This is a genomic window from Microvirga sp. BF8, from assembly GCF_059888585.1.
This window is the reverse complement of record NZ_CM187619.1, coordinates 264361-287968: the sequence shown is the minus strand read 5'-3', so window position 1 is coordinate 287968 and position 23608 is coordinate 264361. Positions and strand designations below refer to the sequence as shown.

The 23608-nt window shown below is 56.7% G+C and carries 19 protein-coding genes; 6 read left to right on the top strand and 13 right to left on the bottom strand.

The window, feature by feature from the left end:
• Positions 1-419: 419 nt before the first annotated feature.
• Positions 420-1382, top strand: a complete 963-nt coding sequence (locus AC522E_RS01280; RefSeq protein WP_500748605.1) for an EAL domain-containing protein — start codon at positions 420-422, stop codon at positions 1380-1382.
• A 108-nt stretch (positions 1383-1490) separates the two neighbouring features.
• Here the strand turns inward: AC522E_RS01280 and AC522E_RS01275 are convergent, their stop codons facing one another.
• Positions 1491-2606: an NADH:flavin oxidoreductase/NADH oxidase gene (locus tag AC522E_RS01275; protein ID WP_500748604.1), complete on the bottom strand. Its 1116-nt coding sequence runs from the start codon at positions 2604-2606 to the stop codon at positions 1491-1493.
• A gap of 235 nt (positions 2607-2841) precedes the next feature.
• On the opposite strand from AC522E_RS01275, the gene AC522E_RS01270 reads away from it, so the two are divergent.
• Positions 2842-4512 carry a methyl-accepting chemotaxis protein gene (locus tag AC522E_RS01270; RefSeq protein ID WP_500748603.1) on the top strand — a complete coding sequence of 557 codons (1671 nt, stop codon included), beginning with the start codon at positions 2842-2844 and terminating at the stop codon, positions 4510-4512.
• 161 nt (positions 4513-4673) lie between these two features.
• Here AC522E_RS01270 and AC522E_RS01265 read toward each other — a convergent pair whose 3' ends face one another.
• From AC522E_RS01265 to AC522E_RS01240, 6 genes are read right to left on the bottom strand one after another with little or no spacing between them, the layout of a single operon-like run.
• Positions 4674-5591, bottom strand: a complete 918-nt coding sequence (locus AC522E_RS01265) for a carbohydrate kinase family protein (protein ID WP_500748602.1) — start codon at positions 5589-5591, stop codon at positions 4674-4676.
• Positions 5579-6676, bottom strand: a complete 1098-nt coding sequence (locus tag AC522E_RS01260; protein ID WP_500750551.1) for an ABC transporter ATP-binding protein — start codon at positions 6674-6676, stop codon at positions 5579-5581. Before AC522E_RS01260 ends, AC522E_RS01265 begins: the two co-directional genes overlap by 13 nt.
• The gene (argH, locus tag AC522E_RS01255; RefSeq protein WP_500748601.1) at positions 6676-8193 is read right to left on the bottom strand and encodes an argininosuccinate lyase; all 1518 of its coding nucleotides are present in this window, start codon (positions 8191-8193) and stop codon (positions 6676-6678) included. The genes AC522E_RS01260 and argH overlap by 1 nt, the downstream gene beginning before the upstream one ends.
• Positions 8194-8195: 2 nt before the next feature.
• Positions 8196-9047 (bottom strand): carbohydrate ABC transporter permease, encoded by an 852-nt coding sequence (locus AC522E_RS01250; protein ID WP_500750550.1) that lies wholly within the window; start codon positions 9045-9047, stop codon positions 8196-8198.
• A gap of 8 nt (positions 9048-9055) precedes the next feature.
• Positions 9056-9976 (bottom strand): carbohydrate ABC transporter permease, encoded by a 921-nt coding sequence (locus AC522E_RS01245; RefSeq protein WP_500748600.1) that lies wholly within the window; start codon positions 9974-9976, stop codon positions 9056-9058.
• A gap of 7 nt (positions 9977-9983) precedes the next feature.
• Positions 9984-11234: a sugar ABC transporter substrate-binding protein gene (locus AC522E_RS01240; protein ID WP_500750549.1), complete on the bottom strand. Its 1251-nt coding sequence runs from the start codon at positions 11232-11234 to the stop codon at positions 9984-9986.
• Positions 11235-11408: 174 nt separating this feature from the next.
• Here AC522E_RS01240 and AC522E_RS01235 point away from each other — a divergent pair, with 174 nt between their 5' ends.
• Together AC522E_RS01235 and AC522E_RS01230 are read left to right on the top strand one after the other, a co-directional pair.
• On the top strand, positions 11409-12641 hold the full coding sequence (locus AC522E_RS01235) for an ROK family protein (protein ID WP_500750548.1): 1233 nt from the start codon (positions 11409-11411) through the stop codon (positions 12639-12641).
• 19 nt (positions 12642-12660) lie between these two features.
• Complete coding sequence (locus tag AC522E_RS01230) at positions 12661-15072, top strand: PIG-L family deacetylase (RefSeq protein ID WP_500748599.1); 2412 nt, start codon at positions 12661-12663, stop codon at positions 15070-15072.
• Positions 15073-15115: 43 nt separating this feature from the next.
• On the opposite strand, the gene AC522E_RS01225 is transcribed toward AC522E_RS01230, so the two are convergent.
• The 6 genes from AC522E_RS01225 to argE form a co-directional block, all read right to left on the bottom strand.
• On the bottom strand, positions 15116-16126 hold the full coding sequence (locus AC522E_RS01225; RefSeq protein ID WP_500748598.1) for an ABC transporter ATP-binding protein: 1011 nt from the start codon (positions 16124-16126) through the stop codon (positions 15116-15118).
• On the bottom strand, positions 16123-17115 hold the full coding sequence (locus AC522E_RS01220; RefSeq protein WP_500748597.1) for an ABC transporter ATP-binding protein: 993 nt from the start codon (positions 17113-17115) through the stop codon (positions 16123-16125). The genes AC522E_RS01225 and AC522E_RS01220 overlap by 4 nt, the downstream gene beginning before the upstream one ends.
• A gap of 11 nt (positions 17116-17126) precedes the next feature.
• Positions 17127-18083 carry an ABC transporter permease gene (locus tag AC522E_RS01215; RefSeq protein ID WP_500748596.1) on the bottom strand — a complete coding sequence of 319 codons (957 nt, stop codon included), beginning with the start codon at positions 18081-18083 and terminating at the stop codon, positions 17127-17129.
• 9 nt (positions 18084-18092) lie between these two features.
• The gene (locus tag AC522E_RS01210; RefSeq protein ID WP_500748595.1) at positions 18093-19073 is read right to left on the bottom strand and encodes an ABC transporter permease; all 981 of its coding nucleotides are present in this window, start codon (positions 19071-19073) and stop codon (positions 18093-18095) included.
• 108 nt (positions 19074-19181) lie between these two features.
• Positions 19182-20777 (bottom strand): ABC transporter substrate-binding protein, encoded by a 1596-nt coding sequence (locus AC522E_RS01205; RefSeq protein WP_500748594.1) that lies wholly within the window; start codon positions 20775-20777, stop codon positions 19182-19184.
• Positions 20778-20928: 151 nt separating this feature from the next.
• Positions 20929-22083, bottom strand: a complete 1155-nt coding sequence (gene argE, locus AC522E_RS01200; protein ID WP_500748593.1) for an acetylornithine deacetylase — start codon at positions 22081-22083, stop codon at positions 20929-20931.
• Positions 22084-22200: 117 nt separating this feature from the next.
• Between argE and AC522E_RS01195 the strand changes: the two genes are divergently transcribed.
• Together AC522E_RS01195 and AC522E_RS01190 are read left to right on the top strand one after the other, a co-directional pair.
• A complete protein-coding gene (locus tag AC522E_RS01195; RefSeq protein WP_500748592.1) occupies positions 22201-22608 on the top strand; it encodes a Rid family detoxifying hydrolase in 408 nt (135 codons plus the stop codon).
• Positions 22496-23593: a threonine ammonia-lyase gene (locus tag AC522E_RS01190; RefSeq protein ID WP_500748591.1), complete on the top strand. Its 1098-nt coding sequence runs from the start codon at positions 22496-22498 to the stop codon at positions 23591-23593. The genes AC522E_RS01195 and AC522E_RS01190 overlap by 113 nt, the downstream gene beginning before the upstream one ends.
• Positions 23594-23608: the final 15 nt, after the last annotated feature.

Below are 23608 nucleotides of genomic sequence, written 5' to 3'. Positions count from 1 at the left end.
CATCCGGTCCCTATGGAACCTCGGTAAGCAGGCCTGTGGCACAAGCATCTTCCTTAAGGGAAACCAATACAGGGCGGTCATCTATAAAAGGTTAAGTCCGGATCGTTCAGGAAAGGAACGGGGTCCCGGCATAAGGTGGCTCCGTCCGAAGGTTTTGGGCCTCTGCGGCGCCCTTAGGGTCACGAGGAGAGCCCAAAGCAAGTCGCGCAACGGACCCAGGAAACGACAGGATTCGGACGATCGCGGGATCCGAGGGCGCATGGGCATCCTGAATTTGGGGTCGCAATTAATCCTACTACACGTTTTTCGGGCTTTTGGGGCCGAGACGGCCTCATTTTTCTTGTGGTCGCAGATTGATTCGTTAGATTTTGGAGTAGTGTTGCCAGCCCGCTGACAGCTCACATGATATGAGGTTTATAGTGCAGCTGTTGCGTACTTCTGTTCAGGACCGGTTGAGTTTAACTCTCCAGCACATGTCGAGCCTTGACGAGGGCGATCGGGCGCTCATGTGCGAGAGGGCGCGGAACGCGATAGACAAGCAGTGGATCCGGCCGTTCTATCAGCCCAAGATCAACTTGGCTTCTGGTCGAATTGTCGGGTTTGAAGCGCTCTTGCGATGGGAAGATGAACAAGGGCAGCTTAGAATGCCCGCAGAAATAGAGGCGGCTTTCGAAGATCCCTATTTGGCTCCTCTGCTGGGCGAGCGCATGCAAGAATTGGTCTTGTCGGACATGCGTACCTGGCAAAGTCTAGGCTTGGATTTTGGGAGAGTGGCCATTAATGCAACGGCCGCAGAATTCCGTAATGACGATTTTGCCGATTGTATTCTTACGCGTCTGCGCCGCGCAGGTGTCCCTGCCCATTGTATTGAATTGGAGGTGACGGAAACAGTCTTCCTGGGTCGAGGAGAAGAAAAGGTGGAGTGGGCCCTTCAAAAGCTGAGTGTCGCAGGCGTGACGATCGCCCTTGACGACTTCGGAACGGGATATGCCTCACTGTCGCACCTGAAGCAGTTTCCAGTCGATAGCATCAAAATTGACCGTTCTTTCATCCAGGATCTGACAGATTCCCGGCGAGATGCCGCCATCCTGCAAGCGGTTCTTCAACTTGGTAAGAGCCTGGGAATTACGATCATCGCAGAAGGCATTGAAACAGAATCCCAGGCCGCCTATCTGCGCACGAACCGCTGCGATCTTGCCCAGGGTTACCTTTTCAGCCCCGCGATCTCCGCGGTCGATATTCCTGGCTTCTGCTCGCGATGGGATCCCGCCGAACTTCTACGCAGGCTCGGCGCTCAGACGAGAGCCGAACTTTGGGCATCCATTGGAACCTTGCTGGAAGGCCACCCTCTCATGACTATGTCGACCAACCGCTCCAGATAGTGCTTAAAGGCGGCAATCCAATACTGGCCTACAGCGGCACCCACTTGAGCACTCGGCGGATCATCGCTGCCAGGTAGACGAACCAGCACTATCTACACGGACTATCCATCAATCCTCTGAAGGCGTGTCGAAAAGGTGGGGGAACTCCCGAGGCTGGGAGCGAAGGTACTGGCTCGGTGCCGCAACGGACGCGCCAAAATGTGCGGCTGCATGCCAAGGCCAGCGGGGATTGTAGAGAATAGCGCGAGCCAGGGCGATGAAATCAGCATCGCCAGTGTTGAGTATGGCCTCGGCCTGCACATAGTCCGTAATGAGGCCCACCGCCACGACCGGCATCGAGACAGCAGCCTTTACTTTGCGCGCCAGCGGCACCTGGTAACTGGGCCCTACGGGGATCCGCTGTACCGGTGTAAGTCCACCACTGGAGACATGGATGGCGCTACAGCCGTGTGCTTCAAGAGCCTTTGCGAAGACTGCAGTCTCCTCAATCGACCAGCCACCCTCGGCCCAGTCTGTTCCGGACACACGCACCGTTACAGGGAGGTCAGGTGGAAATGCAGCTCGAACCGCGTCAAATACCTCAAGTGGAAACCGCATGCGGTTTTCGAGCGACCCCCCATAGGCGTCGCGACGCTGGTTCGACAGCGGTGAAAGAAACTGGTGGAGCAGGTAACCATGCGCTGCATGGATCTGAACCGCGTCAAGGCCAAGACGGGCAGCTCGCATGGCCGCGTCGGCAAAGGCATTTCTCAGCCGCGCAAGTCCGTCCTGTTCCAAAGCCAAGGGTGAGTTCTGGCCCTGTTCGAATGGCATTTCTGAGGGCGCGACCGTCTGCCATCCGTTGGAGTGATCGGGCGGAACCTGCCTGCCTCCCTTCCAGGGAACTTCCGTGGATGCCTTTCGTCCGGCGTGCCCTAATTGAATGGCAATCGGCATCTTCGACCAGCGCCGCACACTCTTGAGGATGCGCTCCATGGCAACCTCGCATTCATCCGAATAAAGGCCAACATCGGCATATGTAATCCGCCCCTCCGGCGAGACGGCTGTCGCCTCAATGGTCAGGAGAGCAGCACCTGAGAGCGCGAGCTGCCCCAGATGAATAAGGTGCCAATCGGTCATGCACCCGTTCTCGGCCGAGTACTGGCACATAGGTGCAATGACAATGCGATTTGCGAATTCAAGTCGCCCCAACCGGAACGGTGTAAAGAGCATCGCGCGGGTCATTGGTCCGCTCCTCATCCGACTTCAACGAACCGAAAGTTTCGCAGAGACGACCTGTTCGCGCAATGCACCTTCAGGCAGAAGCCCTAGTGGATAGTCCCTGGTACGTGACTTCTTCGGCCCTGGTCTCTCATGCAATTTCATTTCTCATAAAATTGCGTTTACCCCCTGAAACTCTTTATGAAAATTTTACTACCGCTACGTTAGGTAGCTAGGGTCTTTGATCCGAGAAGCAAACATGAAAATACGAACCAAGATCTTCGCCCTGATCGGTGCACTCAGCCTCATAACTGTAGCCGTCTCAGGAGTCAGCATCGACGCTCTCCGCTCCCTCGACTCAGCACTGGACCAGGGACAGGCCGCCTCGACACGGGCTCTCTACAGTGAGCGCCTGAATCGCCTCGTCACGGCTGTCGTGATGGAAAGCCGTGGCATCTACGCGGCAAAGGACACCACCGAAGCACAGCAATATGCTAAGGGCTCCGCGACATTTCTCGGACAAATCGACAAGCTTCTCGAGCAGTGGGCACCGCTTATTCCATCCGACTACCAGGCTCTGTTTGAGCGCCTGAAGAAAGACGCTGCCGACTTCAAGACATTTCGAATGGAAACTGCCCGTCTTGGCACCCAAGTGTCTCCCGAAGCTGCTGCCGAGCAAGGATTCAACGAAGCGAATCGCGCAAATCGAAAGGCGTTCCAGCAAAGCATCGACGACATCACGAAGCTGAGCAATGATGCCCTCCTTCAAATCAACGCCACGGCGCATAGCGCTTCCCAGGATCGCCTTGTGATTCTCATTGCTCTGACTCTCGCTGGTTTGGCAGGCGGCCTCGCCATCGGGGGGATCGTCGGGCATCTTCAGATCTCGCGTCCTCTTCAAGCTGTTGCCACTGCCATTCAGAGACTCGCATCGGGCGACTACCGTCTGAGCCAGGCCCGAATCCGCAAGGACGAGATTGGCGATATCTGGAGCGCGATGTCGGTCTTTTCGTCAGCGATGACAGAAGCAGATCAGTTGAGGCGCAATCAGGAACATGCTGACGAGGCTGCTGCGGAGCGACGCCGCACAGAGATGATGACCCTTGCAAGCAACTTCGAGGGAAGTGTTGGTGGGCTTGTGCAACAGTTGTTCGCAGCTGCACAGGAGATGGAATCGACTGCAGAAGCCATGACATCCGTAGCTCAGCAGGCACATCAACAGTCCCGTGTCGTCGCCGATGCGTCTGAAGAAACATCGTCGAATGTTCAGGCCGTTGCGGCGGCAACCGAGGAGCTTGCGGCATCTGCCAGCGAGATTGGGACTCAGGTATCACAATCGTCCCGCATAGCGTCTGCGGCAGTCGAGAAAGTTCAGACAACGAATGCGCGCGTCGAGGCCCTTGCGGACAGCGCTCAGAAGATTGGCGACGTGGTGGCCCTCATCAGCAATGTTGCAAGCCAGACCAATCTCCTCGCCTTGAATGCGACGATCGAAGCTGCGCGTGCCGGCGAGGCGGGCAAAGGCTTTGCTGTTGTAGCTTCCGAGGTAAAGGAACTGGCCAACCAAACATCTAAAGCTACAGATGAAATCTCGCTCCAGATCAATCGCATCCAGCAGGACACCCGCGAGGCAGTGGGAGCCATTCGCGAAATTAGCCGGACGATTGAGGAAATGCATCAGATTGCAGCGGCCGTAGCAGCCGCCGCAGAGGAGCAGCAGGCAGCGACGCAGGAGATCGCTCGGTCGGTGAATGAGGCCGCCCGCGGCACTCGTGAAGTCAATGGTAGCATATCGCATGTCCAGGAAGCGGCAACCCATTCAGGTGCTGCTGCGGCCCAGGTTCTTTCATCGGCAGGAGAACTCGCACGCAACTCGTCCGTGCTCACACAGGAGGTCGAGACATTCCTGCGGAGTATCCGCGCCGCGTAGAAGGGATCCTCTGCCAACAAAGTCGCGAGAGCCCGTAGCCGTCGTATGGTCTATGGGCTCTCGTTGTGAGAGTGGCGGCGTAAAGAGATCTGGAGCAAAGTGCGCAGCGGACGAGTCGAAAGGTCTTAGCCGCTTGCCTAGTTCGCCAATTCCGGCCCGCTCTACCCGGAAGTCTTCAGGTACTCCAGGGCAGCAACGCCCCCTGCGGCCTGCACTGACAGACTGCCAGATCTGACTGCCGCAGCGAGGCATGTCTGAAGGTTGCTGCCATCGAGCCAGCTGTGCAGAAATCCCGCGTTGAATGCATCGCCAGCGCCGGTGGTATCGACCACCTGGACTTTGGGGGCGGGAAATTCAATGCGCTTCCCTTCGTATGCAAGCACCGCTCCCTGTGCACCCTGTTTGAGAACGACTAGAGGAAAGTGGCGTTCGAGATACGATAGCACCTTCTCGGCATCATCCGTCCGCGCGAGTGCCCTGGCCTCCTCCTCGTTCGGAAAGAATACGTCGATCCCGTCGCATGCATGGAGAAATGCGCGGTCGTCCATCAGTGCCGCGTCCCAGCTTGGATCGAGCGAAACGGTCAACCCAAGACTCCTCGCATGCCGAATGAGATCCGGATGCTCCACAAGAGTCGCGTATTCCGCAATATGGATATGCTGGATTCCAGGGGCAGATAATGCAGCCGGCAGCGTGGCCGGGCGACCATGTCCTGCTCGATGAGACAGAAATGCTCTATCCTGAGAGAGCACTGCTGCGACGGTAAGCTGCGGCCCGGCGTCAGGCGAGCGTTCTACAAACGTCAGATTGACGCCGCTGTCAGCAAGTGCGCTATCCAATTCTCGGGATAGCGCATCAGTGCCAATGCGTGTCGCCAGCGATGTGAAGCGCCCCATCCGAACAAGATGAGCGGCCGTGATGAAGGCGCCGCCGCCAGGTACGATGGCAACGTTCTCAGCAAAGACTTCTCGGCCCAGAGAGGGCAGCGCATCCAAGCCGGTGAATATTAGATCGCAGTAAGTCCGACCGAGGCAGAGAATACCATTCCGGACTGGAGACGCGGCGGCTACATCCTGCATAGGGCACGTTCGGAATCGGCATCAAAGAGATAGAGGCTTCCTAGAGGCGCACGGGCATGAATCAGTTCACCGGTTTTTGGAGCTGTCTTGCCGGGAGCACTTGCGATAACCGAGAGACCAGGAATATCGATGTGAACAAGCGTTTCCGATCCAAGTGGCTCAACAACACTTACTTTGCCGGTCAAAGTCAAACCCGGCGTACCGCTGGAGCCGCCAACCTGCAGGTCATGTGGGCGTACACCGACAACGACCTTTGCCCCTGGCTCTGTCGAGCATAATCCCGATTTTAGCGGAATATTGGATTCCTGACCTTCCAGCTCTACAACAAGACCAGCCGATGTCGGCGCGAGTCTTGCGGGAATTAGATTCATTGCAGGGCTACCGATGAACCGCGCTGTAAAGATGTCAGCCGGACTATCATAGAGGTCGATCGGAGTCCCAACCTGAAGGATCCGGCCGTCCCGCATGACGACAATACGATCCGCCAGCGTCATCGCCTCTACCTGATCGTGTGTCACAAAGACGATTGTCTTGCCCAGCCTTTGGTGCAGCTTCTTGATTTCCAATCGCATTTGCGCGCGTAGCTGCGCGTCGAGATTGGACAGCGGCTCATCGAAGAGAAAAGCAACAGGATCGCGAACCATTGCGCGTCCGATCGCAACACGTTGGCGCTGACCGCCCGAAAGTTGAGATGGGCGGCGATCGAGAAGCGTCTCCAGCCCAAGGATTTGCGCAGTCTCGGCGATACGCTTCTTCTTGTCGGGTTCCGACAATCGGGACGTGTAGAGGCCAAAGCCTATGTTCTGCGCTACACTCAAATGCGGATAGATAGCGTAGTTCTGGAACACCATTGCAATGTTGCGGTCCTTCGGCTCAGCTTCATTGACGATCCGTCCATCGATCGAAATCGTCCCGGAGGAAATGTCCTCAAGACCCGCAATCATCCGGAGCGTAGTCGACTTTCCGCAGCCCGAGGGCCCCACCAGGACGACGAACTCACCATCCTGTACGTAAAGATCAATATCGTGGACGACCTTGGTCTTACCGTATCGTTTTGCGAGACCTTCAAGCGCGATGGCTGCCATCATGCAACTCCCATCAGGGAATGAAACTGCCTATCGAGGTCAGATGCAGCGGCAGTTTCCCGGGCTGCAGTTCTGTCCGCTTGGTTCGCAAGGGCGTCGAGCTGGGATCGATACGCTGCGAGAGCCTCGCGCATTGGCTTTGGTGCAGGACCGCCAAATCGGTCGCGGATCGCAACAAAGTTCTCAGAAGAAACAATTGTCGCGTAGGCGGACCTATCAATTGTCGTTTGACGGCCTGTTGCCGCAGTAAACGCATCCTGAAATGCCGCATAGCCATCCTGTGCGATGTCGCCCTGAATAGCAACGACGGCTTTCGCCACTGCCGCCGCGATCTCATGGGCCTCTCGAAAGGAGAGACCCTCCTGGCGAACCAGGCTATCGGCAAGCTCGGTAACTGTAATGCAACTTCGCCGAATGTTTTCTCGCACGCGCGACTCATTTACCTGGACAGCAGCGATCAGCGCGGCGAACAGGTCAAGGACACGGCCCGCGGAGCGGAAAGCTTCATACCCCATGGCCTGCGTCTCGCCCTCACTGTCGTTCATATCCGTGAACGGCGTATTATGCATGATGTCGATCATGGCTCGTGCACGGCCAAACGTCTGCGACGCAAGGTGCCGCATATGTTCGATAGGAACCGGGTTGCGTTTCTGCGGCATGATCGAGGAGATTTGCACAAACGCATTTGGAACGTAGATCTGTGCGACTTCGAAGCTTGTCCAGAATTGCATGTCCTGAATGACCCGCCCCAAATGGAGGAACATCAGCTCAATCGCACAATAGGTGGACGTGATGTAATCTACAGCGGCGATACAACTGTAGGAATTCTGAAGGGGCGAGGAAAAACCAAGCAACTCGGCCACGCGCGCGCGGCTGATCGGGAACCCGGACGTCGTAATGGCAGCCGCGCCCATAGGGGAACGATCGACGATATTTCGAGCCTCAGCGAGACGATCAATATCCCGCAGCAATACTTCGATGACAGCGCCAAGGTAGTGCCCAAAGGTTGTTGGCTGTGCAGGCTGGCCATGCGTATAGGCGACGATGATTGTCGCCATTTCTCGCGTAGCAACCTCAATCAGCTGGCCCGCCAGAGAGCGTGCCTTTCCGAGGAGGAGATCAATCCGATCCTTGAGAACGAACTTGAAGAGGGTATGGTCAATGTCGTTGCGCGACCTCGCCGTATGAAGCCGACCGGCAAGATCCGGTCCAAGCCTTCCCTTAAGCTCCTTCTCTACGAGGAAGAAAAAGTCTTCGACCTCCCCTGTGTAGGTCAGGGACGCAATATCGAGATCCGCATCGATACTCACGAGGGCCCTTGCGATGGCAGCCGCTTGCACTGCATCGATTATGCCCACTTCGTAAAGCATGACGAGATGCGCACGGTCGATGCGTCGGAAGCCATCTATGTAGTGAGCCTTGGCACCTTCAAAGAGCGGTCTGAGGACGGTGTCCTTATAGACCGGGTCCGGAAAAGTGCTGTCGTCCTCGAGATGAGGATCTGTCGTGCTCGCCATGGTCATCCCTTGAGGCCGGCCAGCATGACACCGCGCACGATATACCGCTGGAGAAGAAGAAAAATGATTAAAGTCGGGATTGTCGCCAAGCTCGCACCCGTCATGATCATTTCCCATTGAATGGCCTGTTCTACAGCAAAGCTCGAAAGGCCGACGGGAAGCGTATAGAGCTCACGGCTGTTGGTGACGATTAGCGGCCAGAAGAAGGCAGTCCAGTTCCCGAGGAAAGTGAAAATCGCCAGTGCCGACAAGGCAGGCGTCACAAGGGGCATAGCGACCCGCCACCATATCGTGAATTCGTTCAGTCCGTCGACGCGTGCGGCCTCCAGAAATTCGTCGGGCACAGTCTCAAAAAACTGCTTCATCAAAAAAGTACCAAAAGCAGTCATCATGCCGGGGAACATGATGCCCCAATAAGAATCGATCCACCCAAAGCTACTGGCCATAAGATACCACGGGATCACAAGCATCTCTGTGGGGATCATCAGTGTCGAGAGAATCGCAAGGAAAATAAAATATCGACCTCGGAATTGGAATTTCGCCAACGTATATCCAACCAGGGAGTCAAAAAAGACATTCGACAACGTCACGCAGATCCCGACGACGAGCGAATTCACGAACCAACGAAGGAAGCGTCCGTCGGAAAGAACGACCTTGTAATTATCCAGAGTGGGGGATTCTGGAATTAGGCGAAGATCGTAAACCTGCGAAGCATCCTTGAGAGATGTCGACAGCATAAAGAGAATTGGGGTTACCATCACGATGCCGCCAAGAGCCAGCAAGGTCCAAGCTACGATACGGCCAGGATGAACAGGGAGGGCTCTCTGCGTGATTTGAGAAGGAGGCTTAGCCATCGACATTGTCAACGATCCCTGAGCAAGCGAAGTTGAACAAGTGACAAGGCTAGAAGAACTAGAAACAAGATAACCGTCTGTGCCGATGCATATCCCATTTCCATCGACTTGAAGGCTGTTTGATAGATCATCAATACGATGGGTTTTGTTGTATTAAGAGGACCACCCGGATCGTTGAACGTCATATTATAGACCTGATCGAAGATCCTCAGAAATCCGATGGACGAGAACACAACAAGAAAAATGATCGTCGGCCTGAGCAGAGGGATCGTGATCTTCCGAAGGATCGCAATATCAGAAAGGCCGTCGATACGGGCGGCCTCGTAATAGGACGATGGGATCGCTCGGATTCCGGCCATGAAAATGATAATCTGGAAGCCCAGGCCGGCCCAGATCGCCGGTGCAAGGACGGCAGGAAGTGCCTGTTGTGTTGACCGCAGGAATGGCTGCTGAGCAAGTCCCAGCCATGTCAGCAATCCATTCACAACTCCGATCGGCAGCGGCTGATAGAACCAACGCCAAACCCAGGCCATGGCGGCGGCTGTGGTGAGAAAGGGCAGGAAGTAGAGAGCCCTAATGAAGCCATGCATAAATGTGATGCGGTCGAGATAGTAGGCAATCCCGAATGAGATCAGCAGGCTGAGTGGTGTTCCGATCACGAGGTAGAGGGTGGTGTTACGAAACACCTGCCAGAACAACGGATCCGTGCTGAGACGGATATAGTTGTCGAGGCCATTGAATGAGGCTGGCCTCAACAAGTTCCAGTCGGTGAAGGATAATGCGAACGCCTCAAGCGTCGGCCAAAAGCGAATGACACTATAAAAGACAATCGGCACCGCCAGGAACGACCAAGCCCAGAGCACTTGCTTATGGCGAAGGCTCAGCCCAGTTCGGACGTACCCGGATCGTCCTGACGATGCTGCTGTCATTTCGACCTCACTTCGCGGCGCGGTCGATGATCGCCTGCTCCGCCTTTGCAGCCTCGGCGAGGGAGTCTTTCGGGTCCTGATTTTGGATCAGGACGCGGTTGACCATGTCGATAGCAACCTGACGTTGACCTGCCTCATCGACGAACAGGGTCGTGTGTGCATATTCGAGGCCTTTCAGGAATGGACCGTAGATCGGATCGGCCAGATTTTCCTGGGTCAGGGCAGCCGACCGCCGCGCTGGGAGTTCTCCAACGACCTTCATCCAGATACCCATCGCTTCGGGAGAGCTGACATAGGCGAGAAACTTCTTCGCCGCCTCGAGCTTTTCGCCTGTCACCTTGCTGGTAATTGCGTTGGCGAAATAGCTTGCATAGTTGCTCCGAACTCCGTTTGCCATGGGAAGTTCAGTTACGCCCCATTCGAAGGCTTTGATGGAAGAGAACGCTCCCAGGCGGAAGGTTCCATCGATTGTCATAGCCGCTAGGCCACCTTTGAATGCGGCCTGTGCTTCATCCATGAATCCGACTTGGCCAACTTTTTGCTTCTTCTGAAGATCCACATAGAATTGCAAAGCCTTTAGGCCCGCCGCATCGTTGTATGCAACCTTTCGGTCATTGTCCGTATAGGGAACGCCGCCATTCTGTCGAACGAGCACTTCGCGCCACCATTGGTGATCTTGGCCTGCCATATCCATGGCGAAACCTTCGGAGAGAATATTTCCAGCGGCATCGCGCTTCACGGTCTTCTCTGCCGCGGCGACGAACTCCTCCAGAGTCTGCGGCGGCTTATTGGGATCGAGACCGGCCGCTTGGAAGAGCTTCTTGTTGTAGAACAGGGCGAGAGAGCGGACCGCTGTTGGAAGACCATAATATTCGCCATTGCGCTTCATGGCGGCGACGATCGGAAAGAACTCGGATTCGATCTTGTCCTGCGGAAATGCTTCTTTTGGCAGTGGCTGAATCAATTTTCCGGAAACGAAACCGTCAAGCCATCCGTAAAATAGCTGTACGACATCCGGCCCCTGCCCAGCCGTGACGGCTGCAGCGACCTTCGTTTGATATTCCGCATAGGGAAACGTCGTATGCTTGACCTTGATGTCCGGATTAGCCGCCTGGAACTTCTGGATCAGCTGATCCATCGCCTTGACGCGGGTATCGAACACATACTGCCAGTACTCGATCTCGACTGCGCTCGCGGCATTGGCTGCCATGACGCTGAAACCAAAGGCGAGACCTGCAATCATTTTCCGCAAACGCATGACGACCCTCCATGAGACCATCCGGACAGATATCCGCATGGCGAACGTTCCCTTGTTCAGAGCGTAGTACGCCGCTCTTACGCAAGGCTCGCTTGACGGAACATCGCTGTCAATAAAATAATTTACTTGAGTTATTCCCAAGGTCCCGGCATCGTCGCATCGGAGCAATATGCGATGCCGCGTCAGAAGCCTGTACCGACCGCGAAGCTTGCAATCGGTAGCAATCCCGAGCGCAACCGCACGCACAACCGTCGGGTTGTTTTGGACGTCGTTCGACTTCATGGCCCAATTGGGCGAACAGCAATCGCCCGTCTCGCTCACCTCACTCCACAGGCTGTTTCGAATATTGTTGCAGAGCTGCTTGATGACGGACTTCTGCTGGAGCGCGGGCGCCTTCGCTCAGGGCGTGGCCAACCTCCGGTCCAAGTGGCTGTAAACCCGGACGGCGGAATGACGATCGGGGTCGAGATTGGCGCGGACCGGATGGTCATGGTTCTCGTCGATCTCACAGGCCGTATACGCGCCCAGCGGTGTACGACATTGAGCGACATCGATCCCAGTCCCCACCATATCATACCGCGCTTGACCGACGGCATTGCGAAAGTCTGCTCGGAGATCCCTGGCTCGGTCGAAAGGCTTCTCGGCGTCGGCGTTGTGATGCCCGGTCCCTTCGAGATCGATGGGATGAGCTCCGTTGGCCCGACCACTCTTCCCGGATGGCTCGACCTGGACGCTGCAAGCTTGCTCAGCAATGCCATTGGGAAGCCAACGATTCTCGAAAACGACGCGACGGCTGCCGCCGTAGGCGAGCGGCTGCACGGCGTTGCAAGGAGTTTGAAGAATTATTGCCTGATATACTTTGGTGCTGGCCTCGGACTGGGCATCGTTGCCGATGGTCGCCCATTCCGCGGGGCGTTCGGCAATGCCGGCGAAATCGGTCATTTCGTCGTATCGCCGGGCGGGCGCCCCTGCCCCTGCGGGAACCGTGGCTGTCTGGAGCGCTATGCATCCCTTCATAGACTTAAGGAAAAACTGGCTGCAGCGGGACTCTTGTGCACAGGCCCCGCCGATCTCGACGCTCTCCACAGAATGCAGCATCCGCTCCTACGTGAATGGATCGACGAAGCCGCGGGTCACCTTGCACCCGTGATCGGGATGCTGGAGAACCTGCTCGATCCGGAAAGCATCATCATCGGCGGCGCATTGCCTCGTGCGGTCTTCGACGATCTAGTCGAGGCCCTGGCTCCCCTGCCTCTCTCTGTTGCCAGCCGTCGTCAAAGAATGGTCCCTCGCATTCTTCAGGGAACAACCGGGATCCTGACGGCCGCACTCGGCGCAGCAGCCCTGCCTCTTCTCGAAACCATGACGCCAAGGCTCGACACGGCTCCGGCCGATGGGGGCAGTTAGTCACAACGGAGCAAGCCGAATGCTGCTGAACCATGAGCGCATAGCACGGGAGATGGCAGATCCAGCGCTACTACGTCTTCACCGCAAGTTGGAGCGTCTCTCGTCCGTTTTGACAGTCATGAATACAGGTGCTCATCCGGACGACGAAGCGAACGGCATGCTTGCCGCATTAAGGTTCGGATTTGGCATGCGAATTGTCATTGCGTGCTCGACCCGCGGTGAAGGGGGCCAGAATGCCCTTGGTCCCGAGCGAGGCGCCGCACTCGGCCTACTGCGCACCCGTGAGATGGAGGCAGCGGCGGCAATCCTTGATGCCGATGTTGTCTGGCTGGGGCACGGTCCGGAGGATCCTGTTCATGATTTCGGCTTTTCAAAGAGTGGCGACGACACTCTCGCACGTTGGGGCGAGGATCGCATTGTCGAGCGTCTCGTGCGCGCCTATCGCGAAGAGAGACCGGATATCGTCATCCCGACCTTTCTGGATGTTCCGGGGCAACACGGACACCACCGTGCTATGACACGAGCGGCGAAAGTCGCCATTGAACGGGCAGCCGATCCCGGTGCTTATCCGCACCACTTTTCTGAAGGCCTTCGACCATGGCAGGTTTCCAAGTTCTACTTGCCGGCTTGGTCCGGCGGCGGTGCAACCTACGACGATGAGGTTCCGCCTCCAGAAGCAACTCTACTCGTCCAATCTCCTGGGAACGATGCTGCGACTGGAGTTCCGTTCGCACGGATTGGCGAATGGTCCCGCATGGCGCACCTTTCCCAGGGAATGGGTGTGTGGCTTGATCGTCCCAAGCAGGCTTGGCCACTTCATCTGCTCATAACAGCAAACGGCACAGTCCTATCGGAAGGCGACATCCGGGACGGTCTCAAGGCAAATGTCGGCGCACTCGCCACGTCCAGTGGCCTGTCCTCTGAAGCCTCAGACCTTCTGCTCGCGGCGCAAATGGACATTGAGCGTGCCCAAGCGGCATTTCCGAACAATGACGTCATTCGCGATGCAGCCCTCGCAGCCGCCAGTGCCATCGACCGTGCGCTTATCGAATGCCAGATTACTGGTCACGAGGATCTGAGTTGCCGGCTCTCCCATAAGCTACGCGAACTCGATGACATCCTGTGTGAAGTCAGCGGCGTGCGGGTGCGAGCCTGGGCCGATCCCAACCGTGTGTCTCCGGGCGACAGTTTCCGCCTCCATGTCAGTAGCGATGTCCCTCAAAACGGGACCACAATAACGCCGATCCTTCCCGAGCATATTTCGGTCTTGGACAGAGGCGAGACGGACGGAGTGACGACGCTCCTTTGTGCCGTTTCCGGAGATGCGTTGGCCACAATGCTCTATCCGCGGCGCCACCGTTCGCTTGGCGGCAATGGCGAAGTGAGTCTTGCTCTGACGGCAAAGGCCAATCGAAGAACCATCCGGACTGTGGCTGATCTGGAAGAGCCGTTGCAAATTGTCCCACATCATTCCGTTGCGCTGGAACCGGACGCTTTCGTTATCAGCATTCATGACAAGGCTGTTCCCCTGAGAGCGGGAATTGATATCGGGGGCCCATCAGAAGTTCCAATAACGTTTGAGCACCCCGACGGATGGAGTGTTGCCTGCCGAGCAAACGAAATCAGGATCGATCCACTCAACCGACCCCAAGAGGGACACTACCGCTTCGAACCCAGGATTGATGGGCGCCCCGCCTATCGGGTAACTCCCATCGCCTACCCCCACGTCGGAAGGACCGCTTTCCTTCGTCGTCAGGGCATCGACATCCTGTCACTTGACCTGCGGCTACCGGAGGGAGCGCGAATTGCCTATGTAGGAGGTGGCAATGACCGAGTCGGGCTCTGGCTCACTCGCTTAGGACTCGCTGTAACAGAGCTCAACCAAGAGGACCTCCGCGGTGATCTCTCTGATTACACAACGATCGTTGTAGGTATCTTTGCATTTGGCCGGCGGAGAGACCTGGCGACGGCGACCAGCAAGCTGCGTGCCTTTGTCGAATCCGGAGGGCATCTTGTGACCCTCTATCACAAGCCCACCGACGGGTGGGATCCGCTGGAAACCCCACCACGTCCGCTTGAGATCGGCTCTCCATCCCTACGCTGGCGCGTCAGCGATCCGAATGCACCTGTGGCCGTTCTGGCTCCCGACCATCCCCTCCTGAAAGGTCCGAACAGAATCGGCCCCGCGGATTGGGCCGGATGGGACAAGGAACGCGGAATCTACTTCGCAGCACGCTGGGACTCGGTGTATGTCCCGCTTTTGGCCATGAATGATCCAGGCGACGCGCCGCTCTCGGGCGGTTTGATTTCGGGCAGAATCGGCAAGGGGCAACACACTCATGTGAGCCTCGTCCTTCACCACCAACTCGACAAACTTGTGCCCGGCGCTTTTCGTCTCCTGGCGAATTTGGTGCAACCTGTTTGGACCTGAAGGCATGAGAACGGCGTAGTTTGTATCCGAGACCGCTCTTATTTCAGGCTGCAACAGGTGCCAGCGCTGTCAGTCGTCCTTCATGAAAGGCATGACAGGCAACGCCGCCTTGCAGAAGCGGTGCCTCAGACCGGCACCTCTCATTTGCGAAAGGACAACGTGGGTTGAAGGTGCACCCTGTCGGAGGGTCGATCGGATTGGGAACCTCTCCGCTCACAGGGACTCGCTGACGACCTGTCATTTCCATATCCGGTACGGCATCCAGAAGCATTCGTGTGTAGGGATGCTTCGGATGCGCGAACAATTCACGGCCTTCCGAGATCTCGACGATGCGTCCGAGATACATGACGCCGATACGTGTGGCCATGTGTCTTACGACAGCAAGATTATGACTGATGAAGAGATATGTCAGCCCGAAGCGATCCTGTAGATCCCGCATGAGGTTCAGGATCTGCGCCTGAACAGAGACATCGAGCGCCGAAGTTGGCTCGTCGCAGACAATGAACTCCGCATTGGAGGCCAGTGCACGCGCAATTGCAACGCGTTGTCTCTGCCCGCCTGAAAATTCGTGCGGAAACTTCACACCATCTGCAGGATGAAGACCAACGAGTGACAGGAGCTCGCCAACGCGTTCGCGTATCCTGGTCTCGCCTTCTATCAATCCGAAAGCGCGAATGGGCTCTGCAACAATATCGGATACGCGCCAGCGCGGATTGAGGCTGGCATACGGATCTTGAAAGATCATCTGAATGCGGCGGCGCAGCTTTTGGCGCTCTCCTGCCGAGGCACTGCCAACCATAGGCACGCTATCGATTGTCACCTCACCCTCGGTTGGGGACAGCAGGCCGACGACCATTCGGGCGACAGTCGATTTTCCTGAACCGGACTCCCCGACCAGCGCGAAGGTTTCTCCTTTGGCGATTTCAAACGATACACCATCGACAGCCTTCAGGAACTGGCGGTCCCCACCCTCGATCACACGGTTGAGCCACGGCTTCGACACGTCGAAAACGCGGCGCAGATTCTTGATGTCGACGTAGGACTTATTCGTCACGCGGCGGCCTCGGCTGGAGTTGGGGATGTGTCATAGAGATGACAAGCAACAGGGTGTTTGTCGCGGGCGATCGCATCCGGCCGCTCGATACGGCAGCGCTCGAACGCGAAGGGACAGCGTGGGTTGAAGGAACAGCCTGGCGGTATGGCCGAGAGACGCGGCATTGACCCGGGGATCTGGGTCAAGCGGAGAGTGTCGCCGCGAAGCGAAGGGATGGCACCCATCAACCCCTGCGCATAAGGGTGGAGGGGGTTTTGAACGACCTGCTGAACGGGCCCGATCTCCGCAACCCGCCCAGCATACATGACTGCAACCCTATCGGCAGTCTCCGCGATGACGCCCATATCATGCGTTACGAGCATAATCGCCGTGCCGTGTTCACGTCCGAGCTTTTTTAGCAAGGAGATGATCTGGGCCTGCACCGAGACGTCCAATGCCGTTGTCGGCTCATCGGCGATGATAAGTTCAGGCTCCGCGCAAATCGCGAGTGCAATAACGACGCGCTGACGCATCCCGCCGGAAAACTCGTGCGGGTAACTGTCAATCCGCCGCTCAGGAGCTGGAATCCCGACCTCGGCTAATAAGTCGATAGCCCGCTTGCGGGCGCCTGAGGCTGGCAAGCTTGTGTGGGTCCGAATGGTTTCGACCAATTGCTCACCAACCGTGTAAAGCGGGTTGAGACTGGTCAGAGGGTCCTGAAAGATCATGCCAATCCGTTTGCCACGGACTTTGCGCAAATCTTCGGGTGGAAGATTGTCTATCCGCTTCCCCGCCAAAAGGATTTCTCCCGCGGCAATGCGTCCGGGTGGATCAATGAGTCCGATGACGGCGGAACCTGTCACGGATTTACCCGCACCGGACTCCCCGACGACACCAAGTACTTCCCCCCGCGCGATGTCGAAGGAAACGCCGTCGATCGCTGTTAGAATGCCACGCCGTGTTACGAACTCCACCTTGAGGTCGCGAACGGAAAGAACTGGATCGTTCATGTTCCAATCTCCTATCGCAGTTTTGGGTTGAGCGCATCCCGTAGCCAATCGCCCAGCAGGTTGATTGCCAGGACCAGCGCAGCAAGAGCGAAACCAGGAAAGGCCACGATCCACCATTCTCCCGAGAACAGGTAGTTATTCCCGATGCGGATCAAGGTTCCAAGGGAGGGCATTGTCTCGGGCATCCCGGTACCTAAGAAGGAAAGGGTTGCCTCCGTAATGATCGCGAGCGCAAGATTAATCGTCGCAATTACGAGAACAGGACCTGTCACGTTTGGGAGAACGTGTTTGAGCAGGATCGAATGGGTCGGAAGACCTATCAGTTTTGCAGCCGCCACATAGTCTTTGTTCTTCTCCACCAGAACGGAACCGCGCACGGTTCGCGCATACTGGACCCAGAAGCTCAGACCAATGGAAAAGACGAGGACAGAGAGGACAGTGACCGCATCGAGATCGCTCCCCAAGACGGATTTCACGACACCGTCGACCAAAAGAGCAATGAGAATTGCAGGGAATGTCAGTTGGACGTCGGCAATTCGCATGACCAGCGTATCGACAATTCCACCGAAATAGCCGGCGACAAGCCCCAACGTGATACCCAGGGTGGCCGAGAAAGCTACCCCGAGAAACCCGACGAGGAGGGAAATCCGCAGGCCATAAAGGATGGCGGAAAGGATATCCCTTCCCTGTTCATCCGTGCCGAGGACAAACGGAACGTGCCCTTCTGCTTCCCATATCGGAGGGAGACGACTGTTGAGGAGTTCTAGTTGAGCCGGATCAAATGGGTTCTGAGGAGAAAGAACGCCTGCAAGGATAGCCGCGACAAGGAAGATCAATGTCAACACGGCCGCAGCCATGGTCATCTTGGACCGTTTGAAACTGGCCCATATATCGCCATCACGAAAGCGCGCGAACCAGGACACGGGACGTGTTGGAGTGGCGGAAGACACCTGTGAGGTACTGCTCATGTCACCACCTTACGCTGGCTGTCGAATGGTCGCTCGAAGCCGCGGATCGACAATCGTGTAAAGGATATCGACGGCAAGATTGATGATCACGAAGATCAACGCTACGAGCATCAGGTACGCCGCCATGATTGGAATATCGACATTCTGGACCGCCTGGACGAAAAGCAGACCCATGCCGGGCCATTGGAACACCGTTTCCGTGATAATGGAGAAGGCGATCACGGATCCCAATTGCAGTCCGATAATGGTTATGACCGGGATCAAGGTATTCTTAAGCGCATGCCCGAAATGGATCGCGCGTGTCGAGAGGCCACGTGCGCGCGCGAACTTGATGTAATCGGTTCGCAGTACCTCCAGCATTTCGGCACGAACGATGCGCATGATCAGCGTCATCTGAAAGAGCCCAAGGGTAACCGACGGCATGATCAAGGCCAGCAGACCCGAGGATGTAAGGAGGCCGGTTGACCACCAGCCGATCCGGACCGTGTCTCCACGTCCATAGGATGGCAGCCACCCTAAAGTGACGGCAAAGAGATAAATCAGCAGGATGCCAATGAGAAATGTCGGGAGGGATATGCCAACCAGCGAGAGGGCCTGAAACAGCTTTGCCAAGGCACTCTCCCGGTTGAGACCGGAATAGACACCCATCAAGATGCCAAAGACGACAGCGAAGACGGTCGCGCAAAATGCGAGTTCAAGTGTCGCCGGCATCCGCTCAGCGAGAAGATCGGAGACTGGCTGGCGGAACTGATAGGAAACGCCGAAATCTCCCTGCGCGGCACCCGCCAGATAACGGGCAAATTGGATTGGAACTGGATCGTCGAGCCCGAGTGACCTTCGAACCTCTTCCCGCTGAGCCACAGGCGTATCGATTGAGACGATCTGGTTCACCGGGTCGCCGGCGAAGCGAAACATCGAGAATGCGATAATCCCGACCGCAAACAGAACGCCAATAGCCTGGAAAATGCGCCTAACAATAAATGCAAGCATCGGTAAAACTCGGGACTCCGCTCAACCGCACATGTGCTGTGCCGGTTCATCAGCAAGATATCCCGGACGCTGGCACTTCAGCGCCCGGGCTTTTGGTTCAGACGCAGGTCACTCCTTGTGCGCCCAATAGAGCAACACGGAGTTGTCGGCGCGCTGGCTGAGCTTCACCTTTTTTGACACTCCCCAGGCGAGCGACTGCTGATGGAGCGGGATATACCCGTATTCGCTCGTCGTGATCTGGAAAGCCTCCTTGATCAGCTGATCACGCTTGGCCTTGTCGTTCTCGACAAGGATCTTGTCTGTGAGTTCGTCATGCTTCTTGTTGCAGTAATTGCCGAGGTTCGACTCGCCTCGCGACGAATTCGGATTGTCGCGGCATCCTTCGATGTCGAACAGCACGTTGTGGCTGTCGAAGGTTCCGGGAGTCCATCCGAGGAGGTAGAACGAAGTCTGGTAGTTCCCTGACTTCAGAACCTTGGCGAAGTATTGTGCTTTAGGCTGCGCCATAAGGTTAATCTTGACACCCACACGCGCCAGCATGCTGACGACAGCCTGACAAATCGCCTCGTCGTTAACGTAGCGATCGTTGGGGCAGTCCATCCCGACCTCGAAGCCATTCGGATAACCGGCCTCGGCTAGGAGCTTCTTCGCCGCATCCGGGTCATATTTCGGGCGTTGGAAATCCTTCGAATAGGTAAAAAGCTCCGGCGCAATCATGAGAGCCGAAGGCGTTGAGAGACCGCGCATGACGCGTGACTTGATCGTTTCAATATCGATGGCCTTGAAGAAGGCTTCGCGAACCTTCGCGTCTTTGAAGGGATTTTTGCCTTTCACGCTCGAGAAGAGCAGCTCATCCCGTGTCTGATCGAAGCCCAAGAAGATGGTCCGCAACTCAGGACCGGTCATTACCTGGGCATTCGCACTGCTGTTGACGCGCTGGATGTCCTGCAGCGGCACCGGCTCGATCACATCGACCTCGCCGGAGAGCAGAGCTGCGACGCGTGTCGCATCCGAATTAATCGGCGTGAACACGATCTCGTCGAGATTGTGTTCGACCTTTCCCCACCAATCGGCATTCTTCTTGAAGACTGTCTTCACGCCCGGCTGATGGCTCTCAATCTTGAACGGGCCTGTGCCATTGGCATTTAATGCCGAATAGCTGGGGCTTGTCGCAGCTGCAGGCGTCGGTGCTGCCGTGTTGTTGGCTTCGCTCCACTCCTTATCCATTATGTACCAAGTATCCCACTGGTAGTTCAGGATTGGATTGGGCTTCTTGAGCTTTACGTCGACCGTATAGTCGTCGACTTTCACGAATTCTGAATCGCTCGGCACCCGGGTCTGGAAATTCGATCCGTTGGCGCGGACACGATTGGCTGAGAATACAACGTCGTCGGCGGTGAAGGGATTGCCGTTATGGAATTTGACGCCCTTGCGCAGAAAGAAACGCCAGGTCAATCCATCGCTGCTGACCTCCCACTTTTCCGCAAGGCCAGGCTCAATCTTCAGATCCTTGCCACGCTTGGTCAGGCCCTCATAGACATGGCCGAGATGGGCATTGGTCGTCGTCTCGTTGAGCGTATAGGGATCGAGCGATTTGAGGTCGCCCTGGTTGGCATAGCGCAGGGTCACGGCCATCGCCGGCAGGGCCGTGCCCACGAGAAGGGCCGCAATGGTCGTCGCGAGGACTTTGGCTCGGATAGTCATCCTTTGGTTCTCCACTGGAAGTCTCGCGTCGTTGCGCGATGTATTATTGTGTCGGAGGCCGTGCTTTTCGCCCATTTGCCTCCTCAGGTTCGGAAGTTAGCCAGGGAATGGGCTAATGGTCTAGCCCTATCTTGGGGCGATGGCGGTCCCATCAGACGGCAAGATCTGCGATCAGGCGGCGGAGGAGACGCTCTCCGGCCTCGAACTCACTGATTTCGATGAACTCGTCTGGCTGATGGGCTTGGGCAATATCCCCGGGTCCGCAGACCACAGTCGACCAGCCATTTCCCTGGAAAAGCCCCGCCTCGGTCCCATAGGCGACCACATGCGTTCCGTTGTCGCCGGTCAGTCGCCGCATCATTTGCTCTGCAGAACCATTGCCTTCCGGACGCAACCCCGGGACATCGGAGACGACCTCCACCATAACCCCTGCGGATGGAGCAATGGCTTTCATGCGCGGCTCGATCTCGGTGCGGATGTAAGTCCTGTATTGCTCCACATAGTCCCATGGGCTCTCGGTCGGTATAGCCCGGATATCCGTGTAGAACCACGCGGACGATGAAACAATATTCGCAGCATTGCCACCTTCCACCATTCCACAATGAAGAGTGGTATAGGGTGGTTCGAAAGGACTCGTTCCGCCAGCCTCCTGGCGATTCCGTTCCATCGAATCTTCGAGCCAGACAATGAGGCGTGCGGCGTTCGTGACGGCACTCACTCCCAGATCTATCCGGCTCGAATGGACGGCATGTCCTGTGACATCAGTCCGCAACTGAACCGAGGCTTTGTGCCCGGTGACCACGGAAAGACGCGTCGGCTCTCCGACAATGACAGCAGCAGGTGTGGGAATGGACCCGGCCATGGCCCGTACCATTGAAGGGGCGCCACGGCATGCAAGTTCCTCGTCATAGGATAAGGCGAGATGAATGGGGCGCTTCAGGCCCGCTTTGACCATATCCGGAACGAGGGCAAGTGCGAGTGCGTCAAACCCCTTCATGTCACTGGTCCCGCGGCCATAGAGGCGGCCATTCCTCTCTGTCAGGATCCACGGGTCGCTCGTCCACGCCTGCCCTTCCACGGGAACGACATCTGTATGCCCCGAGAGTATAACGCCGCCCTCGACCTTGGGCCCGATTGTTGCGTAGAGATTGGCCTTGTCGCCTGCCGGACTGTGAACAAGGTGGCTCTCGATGCCGTGGCCCTGAAGCCAGCCTCTCGCGAAATGAATGATGTCGAGATTGCTGGCGGTCGAAACGCTGGGGAAAGCTATGAGGCGAGCGAGCATCTCGCGAGGCGACAAGGACATTGGGGCGGGCCTCCATCAGATCGAGACAACATCCTTTGCGATACCGCATAAGGTCAAGCCGCATTGAAGGATGTTTCAGCGCGGAACGCTCATTGACGGGAACCATCCGATCCGACCATGATCCAGCGCCCATCGAGCCCAATTATGACAATTGACCCCATTCTCTCGCCCCACGCCCCGCGCCCTCTCGGGCCCTACTCTCAGGCTGTGCACGCCGGCAACCTGATCTTCGTGTCGGGCCAGCTGCCTCTCGATAGAGATGGCGCCGTGGTCGGTCCGGGCGACATCAAAGCCCAGACGAAGGCCGTCCTTACCAATCTGTCGGCAATCCTCGAGGCTGCGGGAAGCTCCTTGGATAAGGTCGTAAAAACGACGGTCTTCCTCGCCGATCTAGATGATTTCACGGCTATGAATGAAGTCTACGCAGACGTTTTCATACCTCCACATCCGGCACGCTCAACTGTGCAAGTCGCTCGCTTCCCCAGCCCAATTCTGCTCGAAATCGAGTGCGTTGCACTTTCCTGAAGAGGATACATCGATGAAATCATTCGACGTCACGCTGGCTGATATCGAGGCTGCAAAAGCCCGTATTGCCGGCCATGTACGAAGGACGCCGGCGTTCGAGAGCAAGGACATTACGGAACGCCTTGGCCGCCGCGCCGCCATCAAAATGGAAGCTCTGCAGATTGCCGGTTCATTCAAGGTCCGCGGCGTTTTCAATAAGGTCATGACCCTAAGCGATGTCGAGCGCCGACAAGGCCTCGTGACCGTATCAGGTGGAAATCATGCAATCGCGGTTGCACGCGTGGCGGGCACACTGGGGATCGACGCTCTCATTCTGATGCCCAAAGTGACCCCGCAGTTCAACATCGATCTGACAACGAAATACGGCGCCAAAGTTGAACTTTGCGACGATGCTGCAGAGGCCTTTACCAAGGCGGAAGCTTACGCGAAAGATGGCAGATTGTTCGTTCATCCCTATGACGATCCTGCCATTATTGCAGGACATGGGACGCTCGGACTCGAATTTCTCGATGACCTTCCGGAACTCACCCATGTCTTCGTTTCGATCGGCGGGGGAGGCTTCATGGCCGGAACTGCAGCAGCACTCAAGGCGAGACGACCCGATCTAACGGTCTATGGCGTTGAGACCGTAGGCGCAACCACGATGACCGAGGCCCTTAAGGCGGACAGGCCGGTGACGATCCGCGCCACTTCGGCTGCTCGTACGCTGGGCGCACCCTTTGTAACGGAGCGTACGCTTGCAGCCGCAAAGCAATTCCTAACGGACGTGCTGGTTGTGGAGGATGAGCCGGTTGCCGCAGATCTGGTCTGGCTCCTGCAGACTGAAAAGATCCTTTGTGAACTGGCCGCGGCCTGTGTTCTTACCGCCGCCGACACAGTCGCGCGAACGTTACCAAACGATGCGATGATCGGACTGGTTCTTTGCGGATCGAACGTCTCTCTCGATGATCTCGACTCCTTGCGAAAGGGGCTTCCTCGCTCATGATCGCGGTCGGCGGAC